The sequence below is a fragment of the Streptomyces sp. DSM 15324 genome, from assembly GCF_001514285.1.
GTDB lineage: Bacteria > Actinomycetota > Actinomycetes > Streptomycetales > Streptomycetaceae > Streptomyces.
On the sequence record NZ_KQ949028.1, the window covers coordinates 350,772 to 368,878 of the forward strand.

General features: G+C 73.3%; 15 protein-coding genes. 8 read left to right on the top strand and 7 right to left on the bottom strand.

From position 1 onward, the window contains the following. The first annotated feature begins 185 nt into the window (after positions 1–185). Complete coding sequence (locus AQJ58_RS21200) at positions 186–2,129, top strand: Xaa-Pro dipeptidyl-peptidase (protein WP_067252316.1); 1,944 nt, start codon at positions 186–188, stop codon at positions 2,127–2,129. Between the two features lie 71 nt (positions 2,130–2,200). Here AQJ58_RS21200 and AQJ58_RS21205 read toward each other — a convergent pair whose 3' ends face one another. Next, on the bottom strand, positions 2,201–3,157 hold the full coding sequence (locus AQJ58_RS21205; RefSeq protein WP_067252638.1) for an FAD-dependent oxidoreductase: 957 nt from the start codon (positions 3,155–3,157) through the stop codon (positions 2,201–2,203). 93 nt (positions 3,158–3,250) lie between these two features. On the opposite strand from AQJ58_RS21205, the gene AQJ58_RS21210 reads away from it, so the two are divergent. Beyond that, a complete protein-coding gene (locus AQJ58_RS21210) occupies positions 3,251–4,891 on the top strand; it encodes an ABC-F family ATP-binding cassette domain-containing protein (protein WP_067252317.1) in 1,641 nt (546 codons plus the stop codon). 37 nt (positions 4,892–4,928) lie between these two features. Here AQJ58_RS21210 and AQJ58_RS21215 read toward each other — a convergent pair whose 3' ends face one another. From AQJ58_RS21215 to AQJ58_RS21225, 3 genes are all read right to left on the bottom strand, one after another. After that, a complete protein-coding gene (locus AQJ58_RS21215; RefSeq protein WP_067252319.1) occupies positions 4,929–5,492 on the bottom strand; it encodes a putative glycolipid-binding domain-containing protein in 564 nt (187 codons plus the stop codon). A gap of 66 nt (positions 5,493–5,558) precedes the next feature. Beyond that, on the bottom strand, positions 5,559–7,973 hold the full coding sequence (locus AQJ58_RS21220) for a Tex family protein (protein WP_067252320.1): 2,415 nt from the start codon (positions 7,971–7,973) through the stop codon (positions 5,559–5,561). A gap of 141 nt (positions 7,974–8,114) precedes the next feature. Continuing rightward, positions 8,115–8,867, bottom strand: a complete 753-nt coding sequence (locus tag AQJ58_RS21225; protein ID WP_067252322.1) for an enoyl-CoA hydratase/isomerase family protein — start codon at positions 8,865–8,867, stop codon at positions 8,115–8,117. A 300-nt stretch (positions 8,868–9,167) separates the two neighbouring features. On the opposite strand from AQJ58_RS21225, the gene AQJ58_RS21230 reads away from it, so the two are divergent. Beyond that, positions 9,168–9,686, top strand: a complete 519-nt coding sequence (locus tag AQJ58_RS21230) for an ATP-binding protein (protein WP_067252640.1) — start codon at positions 9,168–9,170, stop codon at positions 9,684–9,686. Between the two features lie 46 nt (positions 9,687–9,732). On the opposite strand, the gene idi is transcribed toward AQJ58_RS21230, so the two are convergent. The 3 genes from idi to galE all read right to left on the bottom strand — a co-directional run bounded on the left by idi (position 9,733) and on the right by galE (position 12,553). Next, a complete protein-coding gene (gene idi, locus AQJ58_RS21235; RefSeq protein WP_067252324.1) occupies positions 9,733–10,326 on the bottom strand; it encodes an isopentenyl-diphosphate Delta-isomerase in 594 nt (197 codons plus the stop codon). Positions 10,327–10,500: 174 nt separating this feature from the next. After that, positions 10,501–11,442: a cation diffusion facilitator family transporter gene (locus AQJ58_RS21240; RefSeq protein ID WP_067252326.1), complete on the bottom strand. Its 942-nt coding sequence runs from the start codon at positions 11,440–11,442 to the stop codon at positions 10,501–10,503. Positions 11,443–11,569: 127 nt separating this feature from the next. After that, on the bottom strand, positions 11,570–12,553 hold the full coding sequence (gene galE / locus AQJ58_RS21245; protein WP_067252327.1) for a UDP-glucose 4-epimerase GalE: 984 nt from the start codon (positions 12,551–12,553) through the stop codon (positions 11,570–11,572). 323 nt (positions 12,554–12,876) lie between these two features. Here galE and AQJ58_RS21250 point away from each other — a divergent pair, with 323 nt between their 5' ends. The 5 genes from AQJ58_RS21250 to AQJ58_RS21270 are packed head-to-tail and all read left to right on the top strand — an operon-like array spanning position 12,877 to position 18,103. Beyond that, positions 12,877–14,670 (top strand): DUF5941 domain-containing protein, encoded by a 1,794-nt coding sequence (locus tag AQJ58_RS21250; protein ID WP_067252329.1) that lies wholly within the window; start codon positions 12,877–12,879, stop codon positions 14,668–14,670. Next, on the top strand, positions 14,667–15,419 hold the full coding sequence (locus tag AQJ58_RS21255; protein ID WP_067252331.1) for a phosphocholine cytidylyltransferase family protein: 753 nt from the start codon (positions 14,667–14,669) through the stop codon (positions 15,417–15,419). Before AQJ58_RS21250 ends, AQJ58_RS21255 begins: the two co-directional genes overlap by 4 nt. Continuing rightward, positions 15,407–16,468: an iron-containing alcohol dehydrogenase family protein gene (locus tag AQJ58_RS21260; protein ID WP_067252332.1), complete on the top strand. Its 1,062-nt coding sequence runs from the start codon at positions 15,407–15,409 to the stop codon at positions 16,466–16,468. Before AQJ58_RS21255 ends, AQJ58_RS21260 begins: the two co-directional genes overlap by 13 nt. Then, positions 16,446–17,225 (top strand): CDP-alcohol phosphatidyltransferase family protein, encoded by a 780-nt coding sequence (locus AQJ58_RS21265; RefSeq protein ID WP_079079101.1) that lies wholly within the window; start codon positions 16,446–16,448, stop codon positions 17,223–17,225. The genes AQJ58_RS21260 and AQJ58_RS21265 overlap by 23 nt, the downstream gene beginning before the upstream one ends. Positions 17,226–17,257: 32 nt before the next feature. Further along, on the top strand, positions 17,258–18,103 hold the full coding sequence (locus AQJ58_RS21270) for a glycosyltransferase family 2 protein (protein ID WP_067252643.1): 846 nt from the start codon (positions 17,258–17,260) through the stop codon (positions 18,101–18,103). Positions 18,104–18,107 lie beyond the last annotated feature (4 nt).

Here is an 18,107-nt window from a genome sequence, read left to right on the forward strand (position 1 = left end):
TCGAAGCCTATTGAGTCCCGGCGCCCGGCCGGCGTCCACCGCCGCACCTGTCACACGATCGCCATTCGGCCGTCATGGGCGCACCCCGCACAGCGATCTGTTTCGGCCACCACGCCCCCGGCGGTCACAGGCGGCTCACAAACGCCCTCTTCTGCACGGGTGTTGACCGGGGTACCGTCCCGCGCATGCCGACACGCACGCGCTTCACGATCTGGAGAACGCTCGCGACCGCCGCCCTCACCCTCCTGGTGGCAGGCCTCCTCACCCCGGTGACCGCCCAGGGCGCCGCGCGCGAGAGCCGGCCGGTCTACTCCTACGCCCAGGCCGTCCGCGAGGCCGTCTGGGTCGACACCGGACTCGACGGCGACGGCGACGGTCGGCACGACCGGGTCGCCGTCGACATCGTCCGCCCCCGTGAACCCGCCGCACAGGGCCGCAAGGTGCCCGTCATCATGGACGCCAGCCCCTACTACTCCTGCTGCGGCCGGGGCAACGAGAGCCAGCGCAAGACGTACGACCCGGCCGGGAACGTCGTCCAGATGCCGCTGTTCTACGACAACTACTTCGTCCCGCGCGGCTACGCCGTCGTCGGCGTCGACCTGGCCGGCACCAATCGCTCCGACGGCTGCGTGGACATCGGCGGCCGCTCCGACATCCTCTCCGCGAAGGCCGTCGTCGACTGGCTGAACGGCCGCGCCAGGGCCTACACCACCCGCACCGGCACCACCCCCGCCACGGCGGGCTGGACCAACGGCAGGACCGGGATGATCGGCAAGAGCTGGGACGGCACCATCGCCAACGGCGTCGCCGCCACCGGGGTCAAGGGCCTGAGGACCATCGTCCCGATCTCCGCCATCTCCTCCTGGTACGACTACTACTTCTCCCAGGGCGCCCCCCTCTACGACTCCGGCCCCGACTGGCTCGCCGGCTACGTCGACAGCCCCGACGCCCGTGCCCGCTGCGCCGCCGTCCAGCGCAGACTCGTCGAGGAGGCCCCGCGCACGGGCGACTGGACCTCCCTGTGGACCGAGCGCGACTACGTCAAGGACGCCCGCAAGGTCCGGGCGAGCGTGTTCGTCGTCCACGGTCTGCAGGACCTCAACGTCCGCACCCGGCACTTCGGCCGGTGGTGGGACGCCCTCGCGAAGAACGGCGTCGAGCGCAAGATCTGGCTCTCCCAGACCGGCCATGTCGACCCCTTCGACTTCCGGCGCGCCGCCTGGGTCGACACCCTCCACCGCTGGTTCGACCACGAACTCCTCGGCTACGACAACGGGATCGACCGCGAGCCCATGGCCGACGTCGAACGCCACCCCGACCGGTGGGCCACCTCGACGACCTGGCCGCCGCGCGGCACCCGGTCCACGACCCTGCGTCCCACCGCGGGAACCCAGCCCGGCGTCGGCTCGCTCGGCCTGCGCCGGGGCACCGGCACCGAGACCTTCACCGACGACCCGCGGCTCGGCGAGACCGACTGGGCCGCGGGGATCGACACCCCCACCCCCGCCAAGGCCGGTTTCGCCACCGGGCCGCTCACCCGCGAGCTGCGCCTGTCCGGCTCCTCACAGGTCACCGTGACCGCGACCCCCACCGCGGCGACGGCCCACCTCAGCGCCGTCCTCGTGGACCTCGGCCCCGACACCGTCCGGGACTACGCGGCGGCCGGCGAGGGCGTCACCACCCTCACCGAGCGCACCTGCTGGGGCGAGAGCACGGCCGGCGACAGCGCCTGCTTCAAGGAGACCGCGGCGCGGACCGCCGACGTCGGCTTCACCGTCCTCAGCCGGGGCTGGGCCGACCTCGGCACCTACGCCGAACCCGGCAAGGGCGTCCCGCTCACGCCCGGCAGGCGGTACACGATCACCCTCGACCTGGCCGCCACCGACCACGTCGTACCCGCCGGTCACCGGCTCGCGCTGATCGTCGCGGGCACGGACAAGGACCTCATCGACCCGCCCGCGGACACGCCCACGCTGACGGTGGATCTGGCCCGTACGTCGGCTCGGGTGCCGTTCGTGGGGGGTGCGGCCGCGTTCGCGGCGGCCACGTCCGGGGCGGCCGGGGGTGCGCTCGGCTCCGGTCCGTCGGACGGTGTGCGGGTGCCGGGCGCCACGTACCGGATTCCCTGACGGCTCCACCGGAGACATCGGCAGCCGGCTGCGGGTGCGTGGCGGCCGGGCGCGCGGTTTCCCGCGCCCCGTCAGGGGGTTGCGGCCAGGGCCGCCGCCTCCTCCGCGCACCCCCAGGCCACCGTCACGCCCGCGCCGCCGTGGCCGTAGTGGTGGACCAGGAGCCGGCCGTCGGGGAGCGGCTCCCGTTCCAGCCGCACCCCCGGCCGGACCGGGCGCAGTCCCACCCGGTGGTCCAGCACGCGGGTTCCGGCGACCTCCGGGCGCAGGGCCGCGCACCGCCGTACGATCGCCTCGGCCTGGGCCGGGTCCGGCTCGGTGGAGAAGTCGTCGTCCTGGGCCGTGCCGCCCAGGAGCAGGCGGCCGGGCTGCGGGAAGAGGTAGGCGAGTTCGCCGCCCGAGGTCCCGGCCACGAGCCAGGTGTCGATGCCGGGGTTCTCGACCACGACCAGCTGCCCGCGCTGGGGGCGCACCGACAGGTCGCCGGCCAGGTCCCGCGCCCCGAGGCCCGTGCAGTTGACGACGACCGGTGCCCGGACCTCCGCCAGGTCGGTCACCGTGCGTTCCTCGACCGAGCCGCCCGCCCGCCGCAGCCGCTCCCGCAGCCAGGGCAGATGCACCGCCATGTCGATCAGCGGCAGCCGGGCCCACATCGCGGCCCCGCCCGGGTACTCCCGCTCGGTGGCCCGGCGCATCCCGGCCGGCCGTCCCGCCGACCACCGGCGGACCTCGTCGGGGTCGGCGCCGCCCATCGCGCCCTCGACCAGCCGGACCCCGGTCTCCTCGGCGCTGCCCGCCAGCTCCTCGTACACCTGGAGCGAGCGCAGCGCCCACCGGCGCGCCGCCGCGAGCGGCTCGATGTGGTACGGCCACCAGAGCGCACCGGCCACCGCCGAGGTGGTCCGCTCCACCGGGTCCCGCGTCCACAGCCGCACCCGCCGCCCGCGCTCGGCCAGCACGAGGGCCGTCGTCAGCCCGACGACCCCACCGCCGACCACCACCACGTCGTCCCGCTCGCCACTGTCCACGGGCGGACGGTAACCGACGGGACCGGGCCGCGGCCAGGCCGCCGGGAGACCCGCGCGCCCGCCCGGCCGCGCGACCACTAGGATCTACGACCTGTGACCGCCACCCTCGTCGTCAAGAACCTCGCCGCCGGACACGGCGACCGCTCCCTCTTCTCCGGGCTGGACCTCGTCGTCGCGCCTGGTGACGTGATCGGGCTGGTCGGTGCCAACGGCGCGGGCAAGTCCACCCTGCTGCGGCTGCTCGCCGGCCTCGGCGCGCCCGAGCAGGGCGAGCTGAGGCTCTCCCCGCCCGCCGCGACCGTCGGCCACCTGCCCCAGGAGCCCGAGCGGCGCCCCGGCGAGACCGTCCGGGAGTTCCTCGCCCGCCGCACCGGTGTCGCCGAGGCCCAGCGGGCCATGGACGAGGCGACCCAGGCCCTGGTGGACGGTGCGCCGGGCGCGGACGACGCGTACGCCACGAGCCTGGAGCGCTGGCTCGGACTCGGCGGGGCCGACCTCGACGAGCGCGCGGAGGAGGTCGCCGACTCGCTCGGCCTCGGCGTCGGGCTGGACCAGCCGATGACCGCCCTGTCCGGCGGGCAGGCCGCCCGCGCGGGCCTCGCCTCCCTCCTGCTCTCCCGCTACGACGTGTTCCTCCTGGACGAGCCCACCAACGACCTCGACCTCGACGGCCTGGAGCGCCTCGAACGCTTCGTGACCGGGCTGCGTGCGGGCACCGTCGTCGTCAGCCACGACCGCGAGTTCCTCACCCGCACCGTCACCAAGGTGCTCGAACTCGACCTCGCGCAGCAGCAGATCAACCTCTACGGCGGCGGTTACGACGCCTATCTGGAGGAGCGGGACGTGGCCCGCCGGCACGCGCGCGAGGACTACGAGGAGTACGCCGACAAGCGGGGCGCCCTCCAGGACCGCGCCCAGATGCAGCGTTCCTGGATGGACAAGGGCGTCAAGAACGCCCGGCGCAAGGCGAGCAACGACAACGACAAGATCGGCCGCAAGTTCCGCAGCGAGGCCAGCGAGAAGCAGGCCGCGAAGGCCCGGCAGACCCAGCGGATGATCGAGCGCCTGGAGGTCGTCGAGGAGCCCCGCAAGGAGTGGGAGCTGCGGATGGAGATCGCCGCCGCCCCGCGCTCCGGGGCGGTGGTCGCCACGCTGCGGGACGCCCAGGTGCGGCGCGGCGACTTCACCTTCGGCCCGGTGACCCTGCAGATCGACTGGGCCGACCGGGTCGCGGTCACCGGTGCGAACGGCGCGGGCAAGTCGACCCTGCTCGCCGCGCTCCTCGGCCGGATCCCGCTGGACGGCGGGCACGCGGCGCTCGGCTCGGGCGTCCTGGTGGGCGAGGTCGACCAGGCACGCAAGCTGTTCCACGGACCGGAGTCCCTGCTGGACGCCTTCTGCGCGGCCGTCCCCGACACCGAGCCGGTCGAAGTCCGTACCCTGCTGGCCAAGTTCGGGCTGAAGTCGGACCACGTCCTGCGCCCGGCGGCCACCCTGTCACCCGGGGAGCGCACCCGGGCCGCCCTCGCCCTCCTCCAGGGCCGCGGCGTCAACCTCCTGGTCCTCGACGAGCCCACGAACCACCTCGACCTCCCGGCGATCGAGCAACTGGAGTCGGCCCTCGACGCCTACGAGGGAACGCTGCTCCTCGTCACCCACGACCGCCGCATGCTGGACGCGGTCCACGTCACCCGCCGCCTGGAGGTGGCCTCCGGCAAGGTGACGGAACGCTAGGGGGTGCCGACCCCCGAGAGCGACGGCAGCCGGGGGGTCAGGGCAGGCGTTCGGCCAGGCCGGGGTAGGCGGTGACGAAGCCGTCGGCGTCGAACTCGACGTCGGCGCGGAAGGTCCCGGAGACGAACCGCACCCGGGTGCCGCTCTCGCCCGGGCCGAGGTGGGTGTACGTCTGCCAGGAGGGGCGCACGGTGAGGGCCGGCACCGACACCCACGCCGTCAGCAGCCGGTGTTCGCCCGGGGTCCGGTGCAGGTCGTGCCGGAGGACCGGTGGGGTGTTGGTGAGGGGACACAGGCCCAGGTCGCAGTCGACGGCGTCCCGGAAGCCCGGCAGCGGCTCCCCGTCGGCCGTCCAGCCGCCACGGCCGTCGTGCCTGAGGTCCAGCGACCGGGTCCGCCCGGCCGTCTCCACGGTCACCCGCAGCCGCCGGGTCACATAGCCGTCGCCGGTGTCGAGGTCGTACGACACCCAGTACGGCTCCGGCAGCGTCCCGACCGCGCGCCCCCGCGCCCGCAGCAGCCCGTCACCGGTCTCGGTCCACGCGGTCTCGTAGCCGCCGCTCGCCGCGACGGTCCAGGTGAGGACACGGGAAGTGCTCATACCGTCACTGTACGAGCGGGCCGGGCCCCGGCGCCCTCCCGGGAACCGGGGCCCGGCACCGTCACGTCAGCGCCGGCCCTTCTTCGGGTCGAGCAGGCCCGCCTTGCGCAGGGCGTCGGCCATCGCGCTGTTGGCCGGCGGCGGCGCCTGGCGCGCGGCGCCGCCCCCGCGCTGGCCGCCGTTCCCGCCGCGCCGGTCGCCCTGCTGCTGGCGCTGCTGCGGCGGGCGTGAGCCGCCCCGCTGCGGCCGCCCGCCGCCGGAGGAACGGTCCTGGCCCTGGGCGGCCGCCTCGTCGTCCAGCCGGAGGGTGAGGGAGATCCGCTTGCGCGGGATGTCGACGTCGAGGACCTTCACCTTGACGATGTCTCCCGGCTTGACCACGTCCCGCGGGTCCTTGACGAACGTCTTCGACAGCGCCGAGACATGCGCCAGACCGTCCTGGTGGACACCGACGTCGATGAACGCCCCGAAGGCCGCCACATTCGTCACGACGCCCTCCAGGACCATCCCGGGCGCCAGGTCGGAGATCTTCTCCACGCCCTCCTTGAAGGTGGCGGTCTTGAAGGCGGGCCGAGGGTCGCGGCCCGGCTTCTCCAGCTCCTTGAGGATGTCGGTCACGGTCGGCAGACCGAAGGTGTCGTCGACGAAGTCCGCGGGCCGCAGCGAGCGCAGCGCGCCCGTGTTGCCGATGAGGGAGGCCACCTCCTGCCCGGAGGTCTTCACCATGCGCCGCACCACCGGGTACGCCTCCGGGTGCACGCTGGAGGCGTCGAGCGGGTCGGTGCCGCCGCGGATGCGCAGGAAGCCCGCGCACTGCTCGTAGGCCTTGGGGCCGAGCCGCGGCACCTTCTTCAGCTCCGTACGGGAGGAGAACGGTCCGTTGGCGTCCCGGTGCGCCACGATGTTCTCGGCGAGTGTGGCGGTGATGCCGGAGACCCGGGCGAGCAGGGGGGCCGACGCCGTGTTGACGTCCACCCCGACGCCGTTCACACAGTCCTCCACCACCGCGTCCAGCGAGCGCGACAGCTTCACCTCGGACAGGTCGTGCTGGTACTGGCCCACACCGATGGACTTCGGGTCGATCTTCACCAGCTCGGCCAGCGGGTCCTGGAGCCGGCGCGCGATGGACACGGCGCCGCGCAGCGACACGTCCATGCCGGGCAGTTCCTGCGAGGCGAACGCGGAGGCCGAGTACACCGAGGCGCCCGCCTCGGACACCATCACCTTGGTGAGGTTCAGCTCCGGGTGCCGGGTGATCAGCTCTCCGGCGAGCTTGTCGGTCTCCCGGGACGCCGTGCCGTTGCCGATCGCGATCAGCTCGACCGCGTGCTCCCGCGCCAGCCGCGCCAGCTTGGCGAGCGCCTCGTCCCACTTGTTGGCCGGGACGTGCGGGTAGATCACGTCCGTGGCGACGACCTTGCCGGTCGCGTCGACCACGGCCACCTTCACCCCGGTACGGAAACCGGGGTCGAGGCCCAGCGTCGCGCGCGTGCCGGCGGGGGCCGCGAGGAGCAGGTCCCGCAGGTTCGCGGCGAACACGTTCACCGCCTCGTCCTCGGCGGCCGTGCGCAGCCGCAGCCGCAGATCGATGCCGAGGTGGACGAGGATGCGGGTCCGCCAGGCCCAGCGGACGGTGTCCGTCAGCCACTTGTCGCCCGGCCGGCCGCGTTCGGCGATGCCGAACCGCGACGCGACGATCCCCTCGTACGACGAGGGCCCGGGCTGCTCGGAGGGCTCCTCCGGCTCCAGGACGAGATCGAGGACCTCCTCCTTCTCGCCGCGCAGCATCGCCAGGATCCGGTGCGAGGGCAGCTCGGTGAAGGGCTCGGCGAAGTCGAAGTAGTCGGCGAACTTGGCGCCCGCCTCCTCCTTGCCGTCCCGCACCTTGGCGGCCAGCCGCCCGCGCCCCCACATCCGCTCGCGCAGCTCGCCGATCAGGTCGGCGTCCTCCGAGAACCGCTCGGTCAGGATCGCCCGCGCGCCCTCCAGCGCGGCCTGCGGATCGGCGACGCCCTTGTCGGCGTCGACGAACGCGGCCGCCGCCGCGAGCGGCTCCACGCCCGGGTCGCCGAGCAGGCCCTCGGCCAGCGGTTCGAGACCCGCCTCGCGGGCGATCTGCGCCTTGGTGCGCCGCTTGGGCTTGTACGGGAGGTAGACGTCCTCCAGCCGCGCCTTCGTCTCGGCGCCGCGGATCTGCGCCTCCAGCGCCTCGGTGAGCTTGCCCTGCTCGCGCACCGACTCCAGGATCGCCGTGCGCCGCTCCTCCAGCTCCCGCAGATACCGCAGCCGCTCCTCGAGCGTGCGCAGCTGCGCGTCGTCGAGCATCTCGGTCGCTTCCTTGCGGTACCGGGCGATGAAGGGCACCGTCGAGCCGCCGTCGAGCAGCTCCACGGCGGCCTTGACCTGCCGTTCCCGTACGCCGAGCTCCTCGGCGATCCTGCCTTCGATGGACCCTGCTTCGAGGGATCCCGGTGTCGTCACGAGCCCGTACCGCCTTCTCCACTGAGGTTGCGCCGCAATTGTGGCAGGTGACACCGACAACCCGCGGCTGCCCCGACGACATCGCCCCGCACTGGGCCCTCGTGACGGTCGGCAGAGGTGACGGTCGTCCCGCCGCGCCGGTCACCCGGGCGTGACGCTCCAGGTGAAGCGCGGTTCCCGGCGCTCCAGGAAGGCGCTGACCCCTTCCGCGGTGTCGCCGGCGAGGCGGGCCTGCGCGGCCCAGTGGGCGTCCCGGTCCGTGCGGCCGTTCGCGAACTCCTTCGCGGCCGCCTGGGTCAGCCGGGAGCGCGAGACGAGGATGCGGGTGAACTCCGCGACGCGCTCGTCGAGTGCGTCGGCAGGCAGCACCTCGTCGACCAGACCGGTGCGCAGCGCCCGCTCGGTGTCGATCAACTCACCGGAGAACAGCAGGTACTTGGCGGCGGCGGGACCGATCAGCGCCACCAGCCTGCGGGTGGCGGAGGACGGGTAGACGATCCCGAGCCTCGCGGGTGTCACCCCGAACAGCGCGCCCTCCTCGGCGAACCGCAGATCGCAGGCCGCCGCGAGCTGGGCGCCCCCGCCCACGCAGTGCCCCTTCACGGCCGCCAGCGTCGGCTTGGGGAACGCCGCGAGGGACTCCTCGGCCCGTACGGCCAGGGTCTGGGCCTCGTCCGGCGAGCCCTGGAGCGTGGAGATGTCGGCGCCCGCGCAGAAGGTGCCGCCCGCGCCGGTCAGCACCAGCGCCCGGACCTCGGGATCGGCGGCCAGCGCCTCCAGCAGCGGCGGCAGCGCGGCCCACATCGCGGCCGTCATGGCGTTGCGCTTCGCCGGGTGGTGCAGGACGACGGTGGCGACCCCGTCGGTGACGCCGTGCAGCAGTTCGGGCTCCATGGCCCGGATGCTAGCCGCGTGCCCCGGGCCCGGTCACAGCGGCCCCGGGCGACGAAACGGGCGCGAACCGGGGCCGAAACGGGCGAGAGGGGCCGAGGGGGCGCCGAACCCGTACAACCCGAAGAGTGCGCGAAAGCGGCACCATCGGATCGGGACCGGTCGCGGCCGTGACCTGCCCGGGCGGGGGTGGTCGGGAACGCTCGATAATGGCTGACTTCTGGTCAGGCAGGAGGTGTGGCGAGGCTCGTTGCCAACACTCGACGTGTGGTGACAATCGAGCGCGAGGGTGGCGACCGGACGATGGACAACCACGGGCGCGGGCCCGACCCACGCCCCGAGGGCGGCGCGGACGCACCTCTGGAGTCCCCGGCCGGCCCGGGGCCGCGGCCGCTGCCCTACGAAGGCGTCTGGCGCTTCACCGCACCGGCCGTGGACGCCTCCGTCCCGCAGGCCCGGCACGCCGTGCGCGACCTGCTCCTGCGCCAGGGGGTGCCGGTCTCGGAGGACCTGGTCCAGGGGCTGCTGCTGATCGTCTCGGAACTGGTCACCAACGCCGTCCGGCACGCGGCGCTGCTGTCGCCGACGCTCGCGGTGGAGGTGGCCGTCGGGGCCGAGTGGGTGCGGGTGGCCGTCGAGGACAACCACCCCTACCGCCCGACGGCCCTGGAGGCCGATCACGAGGAGACCAACGGCCGCGGACTGCTCCTGGTGCGGGAGATCACGAGGGAGGCCGGCGGGATCTGCGACGTCGAGCACACCGCCGGCGGCGGCAAGGTGATCTGGGCCGCCCTGCCGCTCAAGCCCGTACGACTTCCCTGACCAGCGGTCGGCCCGCCCCTCCCCGGCGCCCTGAGCGCCCGGCGGCTCACCAGCCGGCCGACGGCCCCGTCAGCTCCCGCACGGCGGGCCGGGCCGCGTCCAGTACGGTCATGAACCAGGCGGAGAACGGGTCCTTCGCGTGCCGCTCGGCCAGCTCCTCGGGCGTCACGAAGGCCGTGTCGCCGACCTCCTCCGCATCCGGCCGGAGCGGCGACTGCACCATCCCGACGAAGAGGTGGTTGTACTCCTGCTCCACCAGGCCCGACGCCGGGTCCGGATGGTTGTAGCGGACGGTGCCCGCCTCCGCCATCAACGACGGCGACACCCCCAGCTCCTCGAACGTACGCCGCGCGGCCGCCGCGAAGGGCGCCTCGCCCGGGTAGGGGTGGCCGCAGCAGGTGTTGGACCACACGCCGGGGGAGTGGTACTTGCCGAGCGCCCGCTGCTGGAGCAGCAGCCGGCCCCGCTCGTCGAAGAGGAACACCGAGAACGCGCGGTGCAGCAGACCCGGCGGCTGGTGGGCCGTGAGCTTCTCCTCGGTGCCGATCGTCACACCGTCCTCGTCGACCAGTTCCAGCAAAATCGCTTCCGCGGCGCCGCTCGACGAGCTGTGCGTCGCGGTGGCAGGTGTGATCGGCATACGCATCCTTAGCATCGGTCCTCGCGTCCCCAGTCTGCCGTACGAGCCCGGTCGGCCCGGCGCTTCGCACGAACGCCGCGCCCGTCCCCCCGCGCACGACGGCGGGCCCCGCGGGTGATCTTGCCCGGGGCCCCGGGCAGGGAACCGTCCTGAACTGGTGTCCGGATCGCCGCCTCAGTGGCAGAGCCGCGCCTCGTGCTCCGCGTGGCCGACCGGCTCCAGCTGGAAGGTGCAGTGCTCCACGTCGAAGTGGTCGCCGAGGCAGCCCTGGAGCTCGTGCAGCATCTTCTCGTGACCGATCGCGTTCAGCACGTCCGAGCGCACCACCACGTGCGCCGACAGCACCGGCATCCCCGAGGTGATCGTCCAGGCGTGCAGGTCGTGCACGTCCTCCACCCCGTCCAGCGCGACGATGTGGGCCCGCACCTCCGCCATGTCGACGTCCTTGGGCGCCGCCTCCAGCAGCACGTCGAGCGTCTCCCGCAGCAGCTTCACCGTGCGCGGCACGATCATCAGACCGATCACCAGGGAGGCGATCGGGTCGGCGTACTCCCAGCCGGTGGTCAGGATCACCACGGCCGAGATCAGCACCGCGACCGAGCCCAGCGCGTCCGCCGCCACCTCCAGGAACGCCCCGCGCACGTTCAGGCTCTCCGCCTGGCCCCGCATCAGCAGCGTGAGCGAGATCATGTTCGCGATCAGACCGATGGCCCCGAACCAGATCATCAGCCCGCCCTCGGTACCGGCCGGGGTGACGAACCGCTGGACCGCCTCGTACAGGACGTACCCGCCGACGCCGAGCAGCAGCAGACAGTTGGCGAGCGCGGCCAGGATCTCGGCGCGGGCGTACCCGAAGGTGCGGTTGGTGCTCGCGGGCCGGTTCGCGAAGTGGATCGCGAGCAGGGCCATGCCCAGACCCAGCGCGTCCGTCGCCATGTGCGCCGCGTCCGCGATCAGCGCCAGGGAGTCGGCGAGGAGCCCGCCGACGATCTCGACCACCATGACGCCGAGCGTGATGCCCAGCGCGACGCGCAGCCGGCCGCGGTACGCCGCCGCGGCCGTACCGGTGGTCGGCGCGTGCGTGTGTCCGTGGCCGTGGTCGTGCCCAGCCCCCATGGAAAGCACCCTCCTGTGGTCGCCCGGGATCACAGTGAACTACGGGTGGGGGGTATCCGGCAACGCGGCACTGAACACCGTTGTCATGTGCTCTGACCTGCGGAAACGAAATGCAGGTCAGGCCACCTCAGTCGCCGTCCGGCCGGGGTTCGGCCCGGTGCAGCAACCAGCCGCGCCAGGCCGACTCCACCATCTCGCGCACCCCGCGCCGCGCCGTCCAGCCCAGTTCCCGCGCCGCAAGACCGGCCGAGGCGACCGCGCGCGGCGCGTCACCCGGGCGCCTCCCCTCGACCACCGCGGGCCGCGCGTCGCCGGTCACCTCGCCGATCAGCGTGACCAGCTCGCGCACCGAGACGCCCTCGCCGCGCCCGATGTTCACGGTGAGGTCACCCCCGTCGCCGGCCGCCCGGCGAGCCGCCGCGAGATGCGCCTCGGCCAGGTCCGCGACATGGATGTAGTCCCGCACACACGTGCCGTCCGGTGTCGGGTAGTCGTCGCCGAAGATCCGCGGGGCCTCGTCGCGGGTCAGCCGGTCGAAGACCATCGGCACGATGTTGAACACCCCGGTGTCGGCCAGCTCGGGCGCGGCGGCGCCGGCCACGTTGAAGTAGCGCAGACACGTCGTCGTGATGCCGTGCGCCCGCCCGGCCGCCCGCACCAGCCATTCCCCGGCGAGCTTGGTCTCGCCGTAGGGGTTCACCGGGGCGCAGGGGGTGTCCTCCGTGATGAGGTCCACGTCCGGGTTGCCGTAGACGGCCGCGGACGAGGAGAACACGAACCGCCGCACCCCGGCCTCGGCCACCGCCTCCAGGAGCGTGGCCAGACCGCCGACGTTCTCCCGGTAGTAGCGCGTGGGCCGCGCGACCGACTCGGCGACCTGCTTGTGCGCCGCCAGGTGCACCACACCGGTCACCGCGTGCCCGGCCAGGACCTCCTTGAGCAGGGCCGCGTCCAGCGCGGAGCCCCGCACCAGGGCGACGTCCGCCGGCAGCCGGGCCGGGACGCCGGCCGAGAGGTCGTCCAGGACGACGACGCGCTCGCCGGCGCCCGCCATGGCCCGCGCCACATGCGCCCCTATGTATCCGGCTCCGCCGGTGATCAGCCACGTCATGGCCGCCCACCCTATGCCGAGGCGCCGCGCCGCCCGCAATGTCCTCCATGTCGGACACCCGACCCCGTGGTGCGCGCCCGGAGGCCCTCGCGGTTTGTCGGGCGGGCCGCCGATCGATGATGATGATCTCGGCAAAGGCCGGTTCAAGCCGTGCCGTCCGGCCGTGTTGATCGGAGCTGAACGGCCGATGAACGCGGCCTTCCCGGCATCCGATAGCCTCTGCCGACATGCCGCCCGCCCGGCCCCGACCGGGGCAGGCCCAGGGCGCCTCCATCGTGTACACGACCGGCGCGGACGCGTCGGGACCCAGGGAGTGAGTTCGGTTGCCGACCGCCATCCTCACCGGTCAGCCGGTCCCCGGATCGTCGATCGAGAGTGATCTGCACTCCCTCGGCTTCGACGTCCGGCTCGCCGCCGGCGGCGCCGACACCGAGGCACTGCTCGCCGAGGTGCCGGCCCAGGACCGGGTCGCCGTCGTCGACGCCCGCTTCGTCGGTCATCTGCACGCCCTGCGCCTCGGCCTCACCGACCCGCGCTTCCCGCTCGCCGCGATCCCCGGCGCGCTCACCGCGCAGGCCGCCGGCCGGCCGGCCCTCGCCCGCGCGCTGGCCCGCGAGAACGGCGCGAGCGGCGGCACCGCGGTCGCCGTGGACAGCCTCGCCGACCGTGTCGTCACCGCCCTCGACGCCGACGGCGAGGGCGTCCACCGCCCCGAGCTGGGCAGCCTGGTCGCCGAGGTCCCCGCCGACCCCCAGGCCCGCAACGAGGCGCGGCAGGCCGTCGCCTCCGTCGACGACGAGGCCGTACGCCTGAGGTCGGCCGTGAAGGCCCGCGACGGCTTCTTCACCACCTACTGCATCAGCCCGTACTCCCGCTACATCGCCCGCTGGTGCGCCCGCCGGGGCCTCACCCCCAACCAGGTCACCACCGCCTCCCTGATCACCGCGCTGATCGCGGCCGGGTGCGCGGCCACCGGCACCCGGGGCGGCTTCGTCGCGGCCGGTGTCCTGCTCATCGCGTCCTTCGTGCTGGACTGCACCGACGGCCAGCTCGCCCGCTACTCCCTGCAGTACTCCACGCTCGGCGCCTGGCTCGACGCCACCTTCGACCGGATCAAGGAGTACGCCTACTACGCCGGCCTCGCGCTCGGCGCCGCGAAGGGCGGCGACGACGTGTGGGCGCTCGCGCTGGGCGCGATGATCCTGCAGACCTGCCGGCACGTGGTCGACTTCTCCTTCAACGAGGCCAACCACGACGCCACCGCCAACACCAGCCCCACCGCCGCCCTCTCCGACAGGCTCGACAGCGTCGGCTGGACGGTCTGGGTGCGGCGGATGATCGTCCTGCCCATCGGTGAACGATGGGCCATGATCGCCGTCCTGACGGCCGCCACGACCCCCCGGATCACCTTCTACGCGCTGCTCGCGGGCTGCGCCTTCGCGGCGACGTACACCACGGCCGGGCGGGTGCTGCGCTCGGTCACCCGCAAGGCGCGGCGCACCGACCGGGCTGCGCAGGCGCTCGCGGACCTGACCGACAGCGGCCCCCTCGCCCAGGGCCTGGCCCGGGTCCTGCGCGGCAGGGGCGGCCACCTGGCACCGTTCAGCGCCGCCGGGGGCGTCGTCCTGGTCGTGGTGGGGTCCTGGCTGTGGGGGCCGGGCTGGTGGACCGTCCTGATGGCCGGTGCCTATGTCCTGACCTCGGCCGAAGCCGTCTCGCGCCCCCTCAAGGGCGCCCTCGACTGGCTCGTCCCCCCGCTCTTCCGGGCCGGCGAATACCTCACCGTCCTGATCCTCGCGGCGAAGTCCGGGGTGAACGGAGCCCTTCCCGCGGCTTTCGGCCTGGTGTCCGCCGTCGCCTACCATCACTACGACACGGTGTACCGCATCCGCGGCAACGCCGGAGCGCCGCCGGTCTGGCTGGTGCGCGTCGTAGGGGGGCAGGAGGGGCGGACGCTGCTCGTCGCGGTGCTGGCCGCCCTGCTCACCGCCACGCAGTTCACGGTCGCGCTCACGGTTCTTGCCGTGGCCGTCGCCCTCGTGGTGCTCGTCGAGAGCATCCGCTTCTGGGTGTCCGCAGGGGCCCCCGCCGTACACGACGAAGGAGAACCCGCATGATCGGCCTCGTGCTGGCGGCCGGCGCCGGCCGGCGTCTGCGCCCCTACACCGACAGCCTGCCCAAGGCGCTGGTGCCGGTGGGGCCCGCGGGCATAGAGGGCGAGCCCACGGTCCTGGACCTGACCCTCGGCAACTTCGCCGAGATCGGGCTGACCGAGGTCGCGGTCGTCGTCGGCTACCGCAAGGAGGCCGTGTACGCGCGCAAGGAGGCGCTGGAGGCGAAGTACGGCCTCAAGCTCACCCTGATCGACAACGACAAGGCCGAGGAGTGGAACAACGCCTACTCCCTGTGGTGCGGCCGTGACGCCCTGAAGGACGGCGTGATCCTCGCCAACGGCGACACCGTGCACCCGGTCTCCGTCGAGAAGACCCTGCTCGCCGCCCGCGGCGAGGGCCGGCGGATCATCCTCGCCCTGGACACCGTGAAGTCCCTCGCCGACGAGGAGATGAAGGTCGTCGTCGACCCCGAGCGGGGCATGACGAAGATCACCAAGCTGATGGACCCGGCCGAGGCCACCGGCGAGTACATCGGCGTCACGCTCATCGAGGGCGACGCCGCCCCCGAGCTCGCCGACGCGCTGCGGACCGTCTGGGAGACCGACCCGCAGCAGTTCTACGAGCACGGCTACCAGGAGCTGGTGAACCGCGGCTTCCGGATCGACGTCGCGCCGATCGGCGACGTGAAGTGGGTGGAGATCGACAACCACGACGATCTCGCCCGGGGACGGGAGATCGCGTGCCAGTACTGACCCGGCTCATCCCCTCGCCGGTCGTCGTCGACATCCGCCCGGGTGCCCTGGACGACCTGGGATGCGTCCTCGCCGACGAGCGCATCTCGCACTCCGGCAGGCTCGCCGTCGCCGTCAGCGGCGGCTCGGGCGCCCGGCTGCGCGAGCGGCTCACGCCCCTGCTGCCCGGCGCCACCTGGTACGAGGTCGGCGGCGGCACCCTCGACGACGCCGTCCGGCTGGCCGGCGACATAAAGGCCGGCCACTACGACGCCGTCGTAGGCCTGGGCGGCGGCAAGATCATCGACTGCGCCAAGTTCGCCGCGGCACGGGTCGGCCTCCCGCTGGTCGCCGTCCCCACGAACCTCGCGCACGACGGCCTGTGCTCCCCGGTCGCCACCCTCGACAACGACGCGGGCCGCGGCTCCTACGGCGTGCCCAACCCGATCGCCGTCGTGATCGACCTGGACGTCATCCGCGAGGCCCCGGTGCGGTTCGTGCGCGCCGGCATCGGCGACGCGGTGTCGAACATCTCGGCCATCGCGGACTGGGAGCTGGCCAACCGCGTCAAGGGGGAGAAGATCGACGGCCTCGCCGCCGCGATCGCCCGCCAGGCCGGCGAGGCGGTGCTCAGGCACCCCGGCACCATCGCCGACACCGACTTCCTCCAGGTGCTGGCCGAGGCGCTGGTGCTCAGCGGCATCGCCATGTCGGTGTCGGGCGACTCCCGCCCCTCCTCCGGCGCCTGCCACGAGATCAACCACGCCTTCGACCTGCTCTTCCCCCGGCGGGCCGCCGCCCACGGCGAGCAGTGCGGGCTCGGCGCGGCCTTCGCGATGTACCTGCGCGGAGCCCACGAGGAGTCCGCCTCCATGGCCCGGGTGCTGCGCCGGCACGGACTGCCGGTGCTGCCCGAGGAGATCGGCTTCACGGTGGACGAGTTCGTCCGCGCCGTGGAGTTCGCCCCCGAGACCCGGCCCGGCCGCTACACGATCCTCGAACACCTCGACCTCAAGACCGAACAGATCAAGGACATCTACGCCGACTATGTCAAGGCCATCGGTAGCTGAACTCAGACCGGTCGTCCACCCCCCGGGGGTGAAGGACCGGCGCAGCGGTGAGCACTGGATGGGACGCCTCTACATGCGTGAGGTGTCCCTGCGGGTGGACCGCTATCTGGTGAACACCAGGGTCACGCCCAACCAGCTCACGTACCTGATGACCGTCTTCGGCGTGCTCTCGGCCCCGGCACTGCTCGTGCCGGGGATCCCGGGCGCCGTGCTCGGCGTCCTCTGCGTCCAGCTGTACCTGCTGCTGGACTGCGTGGACGGGGAGATCGCGCGCTGGAAGAAGATGTACTCGCTGAACGGGGTCTACCTCGACCGCGTCGGCGCGTACCTCACCGACGCCGCCGTGCTCGTCGGCCTCGGGCTGCGCGCCGCCGACCTGTGGGGGAGCGGCCGCATCGACTGGCTGTGGGCCTTCCTCGGCACCCTGGCCGCGCTCGGCGCGATCCTGATCAAGGCCGAGACCGACCTGGTCGGCGTCGCCCGCCACCAGACCGGCAAGCCGCCGGTCAAGGAGGCCGCCGCCGAGATGCGCTCCTCCGGCATGGCACTGGCCCGCCGGGCCGCCGCCGCGCTGAAGTTCCACCGGCTGATCCTCGGCATCGAGGCGTCGCTGCTGATCCTGGTCCTGGCGATAGCCGACCAGCTCCGCGGCGACCTCTTCTTCACCCGCCTCGGCGTCGCCGTCCTCGCCGGCATCGCCCTGCTCCAGACCCTGCTGCACCTGGTCTCGATCCTCGCGTCGAGCAGGCTCAAGTGAGCGCCCTGAAGGTCGGGGCGGTGATCATCACCATGGGTAACCGCCCCGACGAGCTGAGGGCCCTGATCGACTCGGTCGCGGGGCAGGACGGCGACCCGGTCCAGGTCGTCGTGGTCGGCAACGGCTCGCCCGTCCCGGACGTCCCCGAGGGCGTGCGCACGGTCGAGCTGCCCGAGAACCTGGGCATCCCCGGCGGCCGCAACGTCGGCATCGAGGCCTTCGGCCCGGCCGGCCGCGACGCCGACGTCCTGCTCTTCCTCGACGACGACGGCCTGCTGGCCCGGGAGGACACCGCCGAGCTGTGCCGGCGGGCCTTCACCGCCGACCCGGAGCTCGGCATCGTCAGCTTCCGCATCGCCGACCCGGACACCGGCGTCACCCAGCGCCGGCACGTGCCGAGGCTGCGGGCCTCCGACCCGATGCGCTCCTCCCGGGTCACCACCTTCCTCGGCGGCGCCAACGCCGTCCGTACGCAGGTTTTCGCAGATGTGGGTGGACTGCCGGACGAGTTCTTCTACGCCCATGAGGAGACCGACCTCGCCTGGCGGGCCCTCGACGCGGGCTGGATGATCGACTACCGGTCCGACATGGTGCTGTACCACCCCACGACCGCGCCCTCGCGGCACGCGGTCTACCACCGCATGGTGGCGCGCAACCGGGTCTGGCTGGCTCGGCGCAACCTGCCCGCCGTGCTCGTTCCGGTCTATCTCGGGGTGTGGCTGCTGCTCACCCTGGCGCGGCGGCCCTCGCGGTCCGCGCTGAAGGCCTGGTTCGGCGGCTTCCGGGAAGGCTGGACCACATCGTGCGGGCCCCGCAGGCCCATCAGGTGGCGTACGGTGTGGCGGCTGACCAGACTGGGCCGCCCCCCGGTCATCTGACAAG

What these genes read in the sequence shown, in the direction of transcription:
- AQJ58_RS21215 (WP_067252319.1), bottom strand. Translation starts at nt 5,492, where the DNA reads ATGAGCACTTCCCGTGTCCTCACCTGGACCGTCGCGGCGAGCGGCGGC.
- AQJ58_RS21270 (WP_067252643.1), top strand. Translation starts at nt 17,258, where the DNA reads ATGGGTAACCGCCCCGACGAGCTGAGGGCCCTGATCGACTCGGTCGCG.
- AQJ58_RS21230 (WP_067252640.1), top strand. Translation starts at nt 9,168, where the DNA reads ATGGACAACCACGGGCGCGGGCCCGACCCACGCCCCGAGGGCGGCGCG.
- AQJ58_RS21265 (WP_079079101.1), top strand. Translation starts at nt 16,446, where the DNA reads ATGTCAAGGCCATCGGTAGCTGAACTCAGACCGGTCGTCCACCCCCCG.
- AQJ58_RS21200 (WP_067252316.1), top strand. Translation starts at nt 186, where the DNA reads ATGCCGACACGCACGCGCTTCACGATCTGGAGAACGCTCGCGACCGCC.
- idi (WP_067252324.1), bottom strand. Translation starts at nt 10,326, where the DNA reads ATGCCGATCACACCTGCCACCGCGACGCACAGCTCGTCGAGCGGCGCC.
- galE (WP_067252327.1), bottom strand. Translation starts at nt 12,553, where the DNA reads ATGACGTGGCTGATCACCGGCGGAGCCGGATACATAGGGGCGCATGTG.
- AQJ58_RS21255 (WP_067252331.1), top strand. Translation starts at nt 14,667, where the DNA reads ATGATCGGCCTCGTGCTGGCGGCCGGCGCCGGCCGGCGTCTGCGCCCC.
- AQJ58_RS21225 (WP_067252322.1), bottom strand. Translation starts at nt 8,867, where the DNA reads ATGGAGCCCGAACTGCTGCACGGCGTCACCGACGGGGTCGCCACCGTC.
- AQJ58_RS21240 (WP_067252326.1), bottom strand. Translation starts at nt 11,442, where the DNA reads ATGGGGGCTGGGCACGACCACGGCCACGGACACACGCACGCGCCGACC.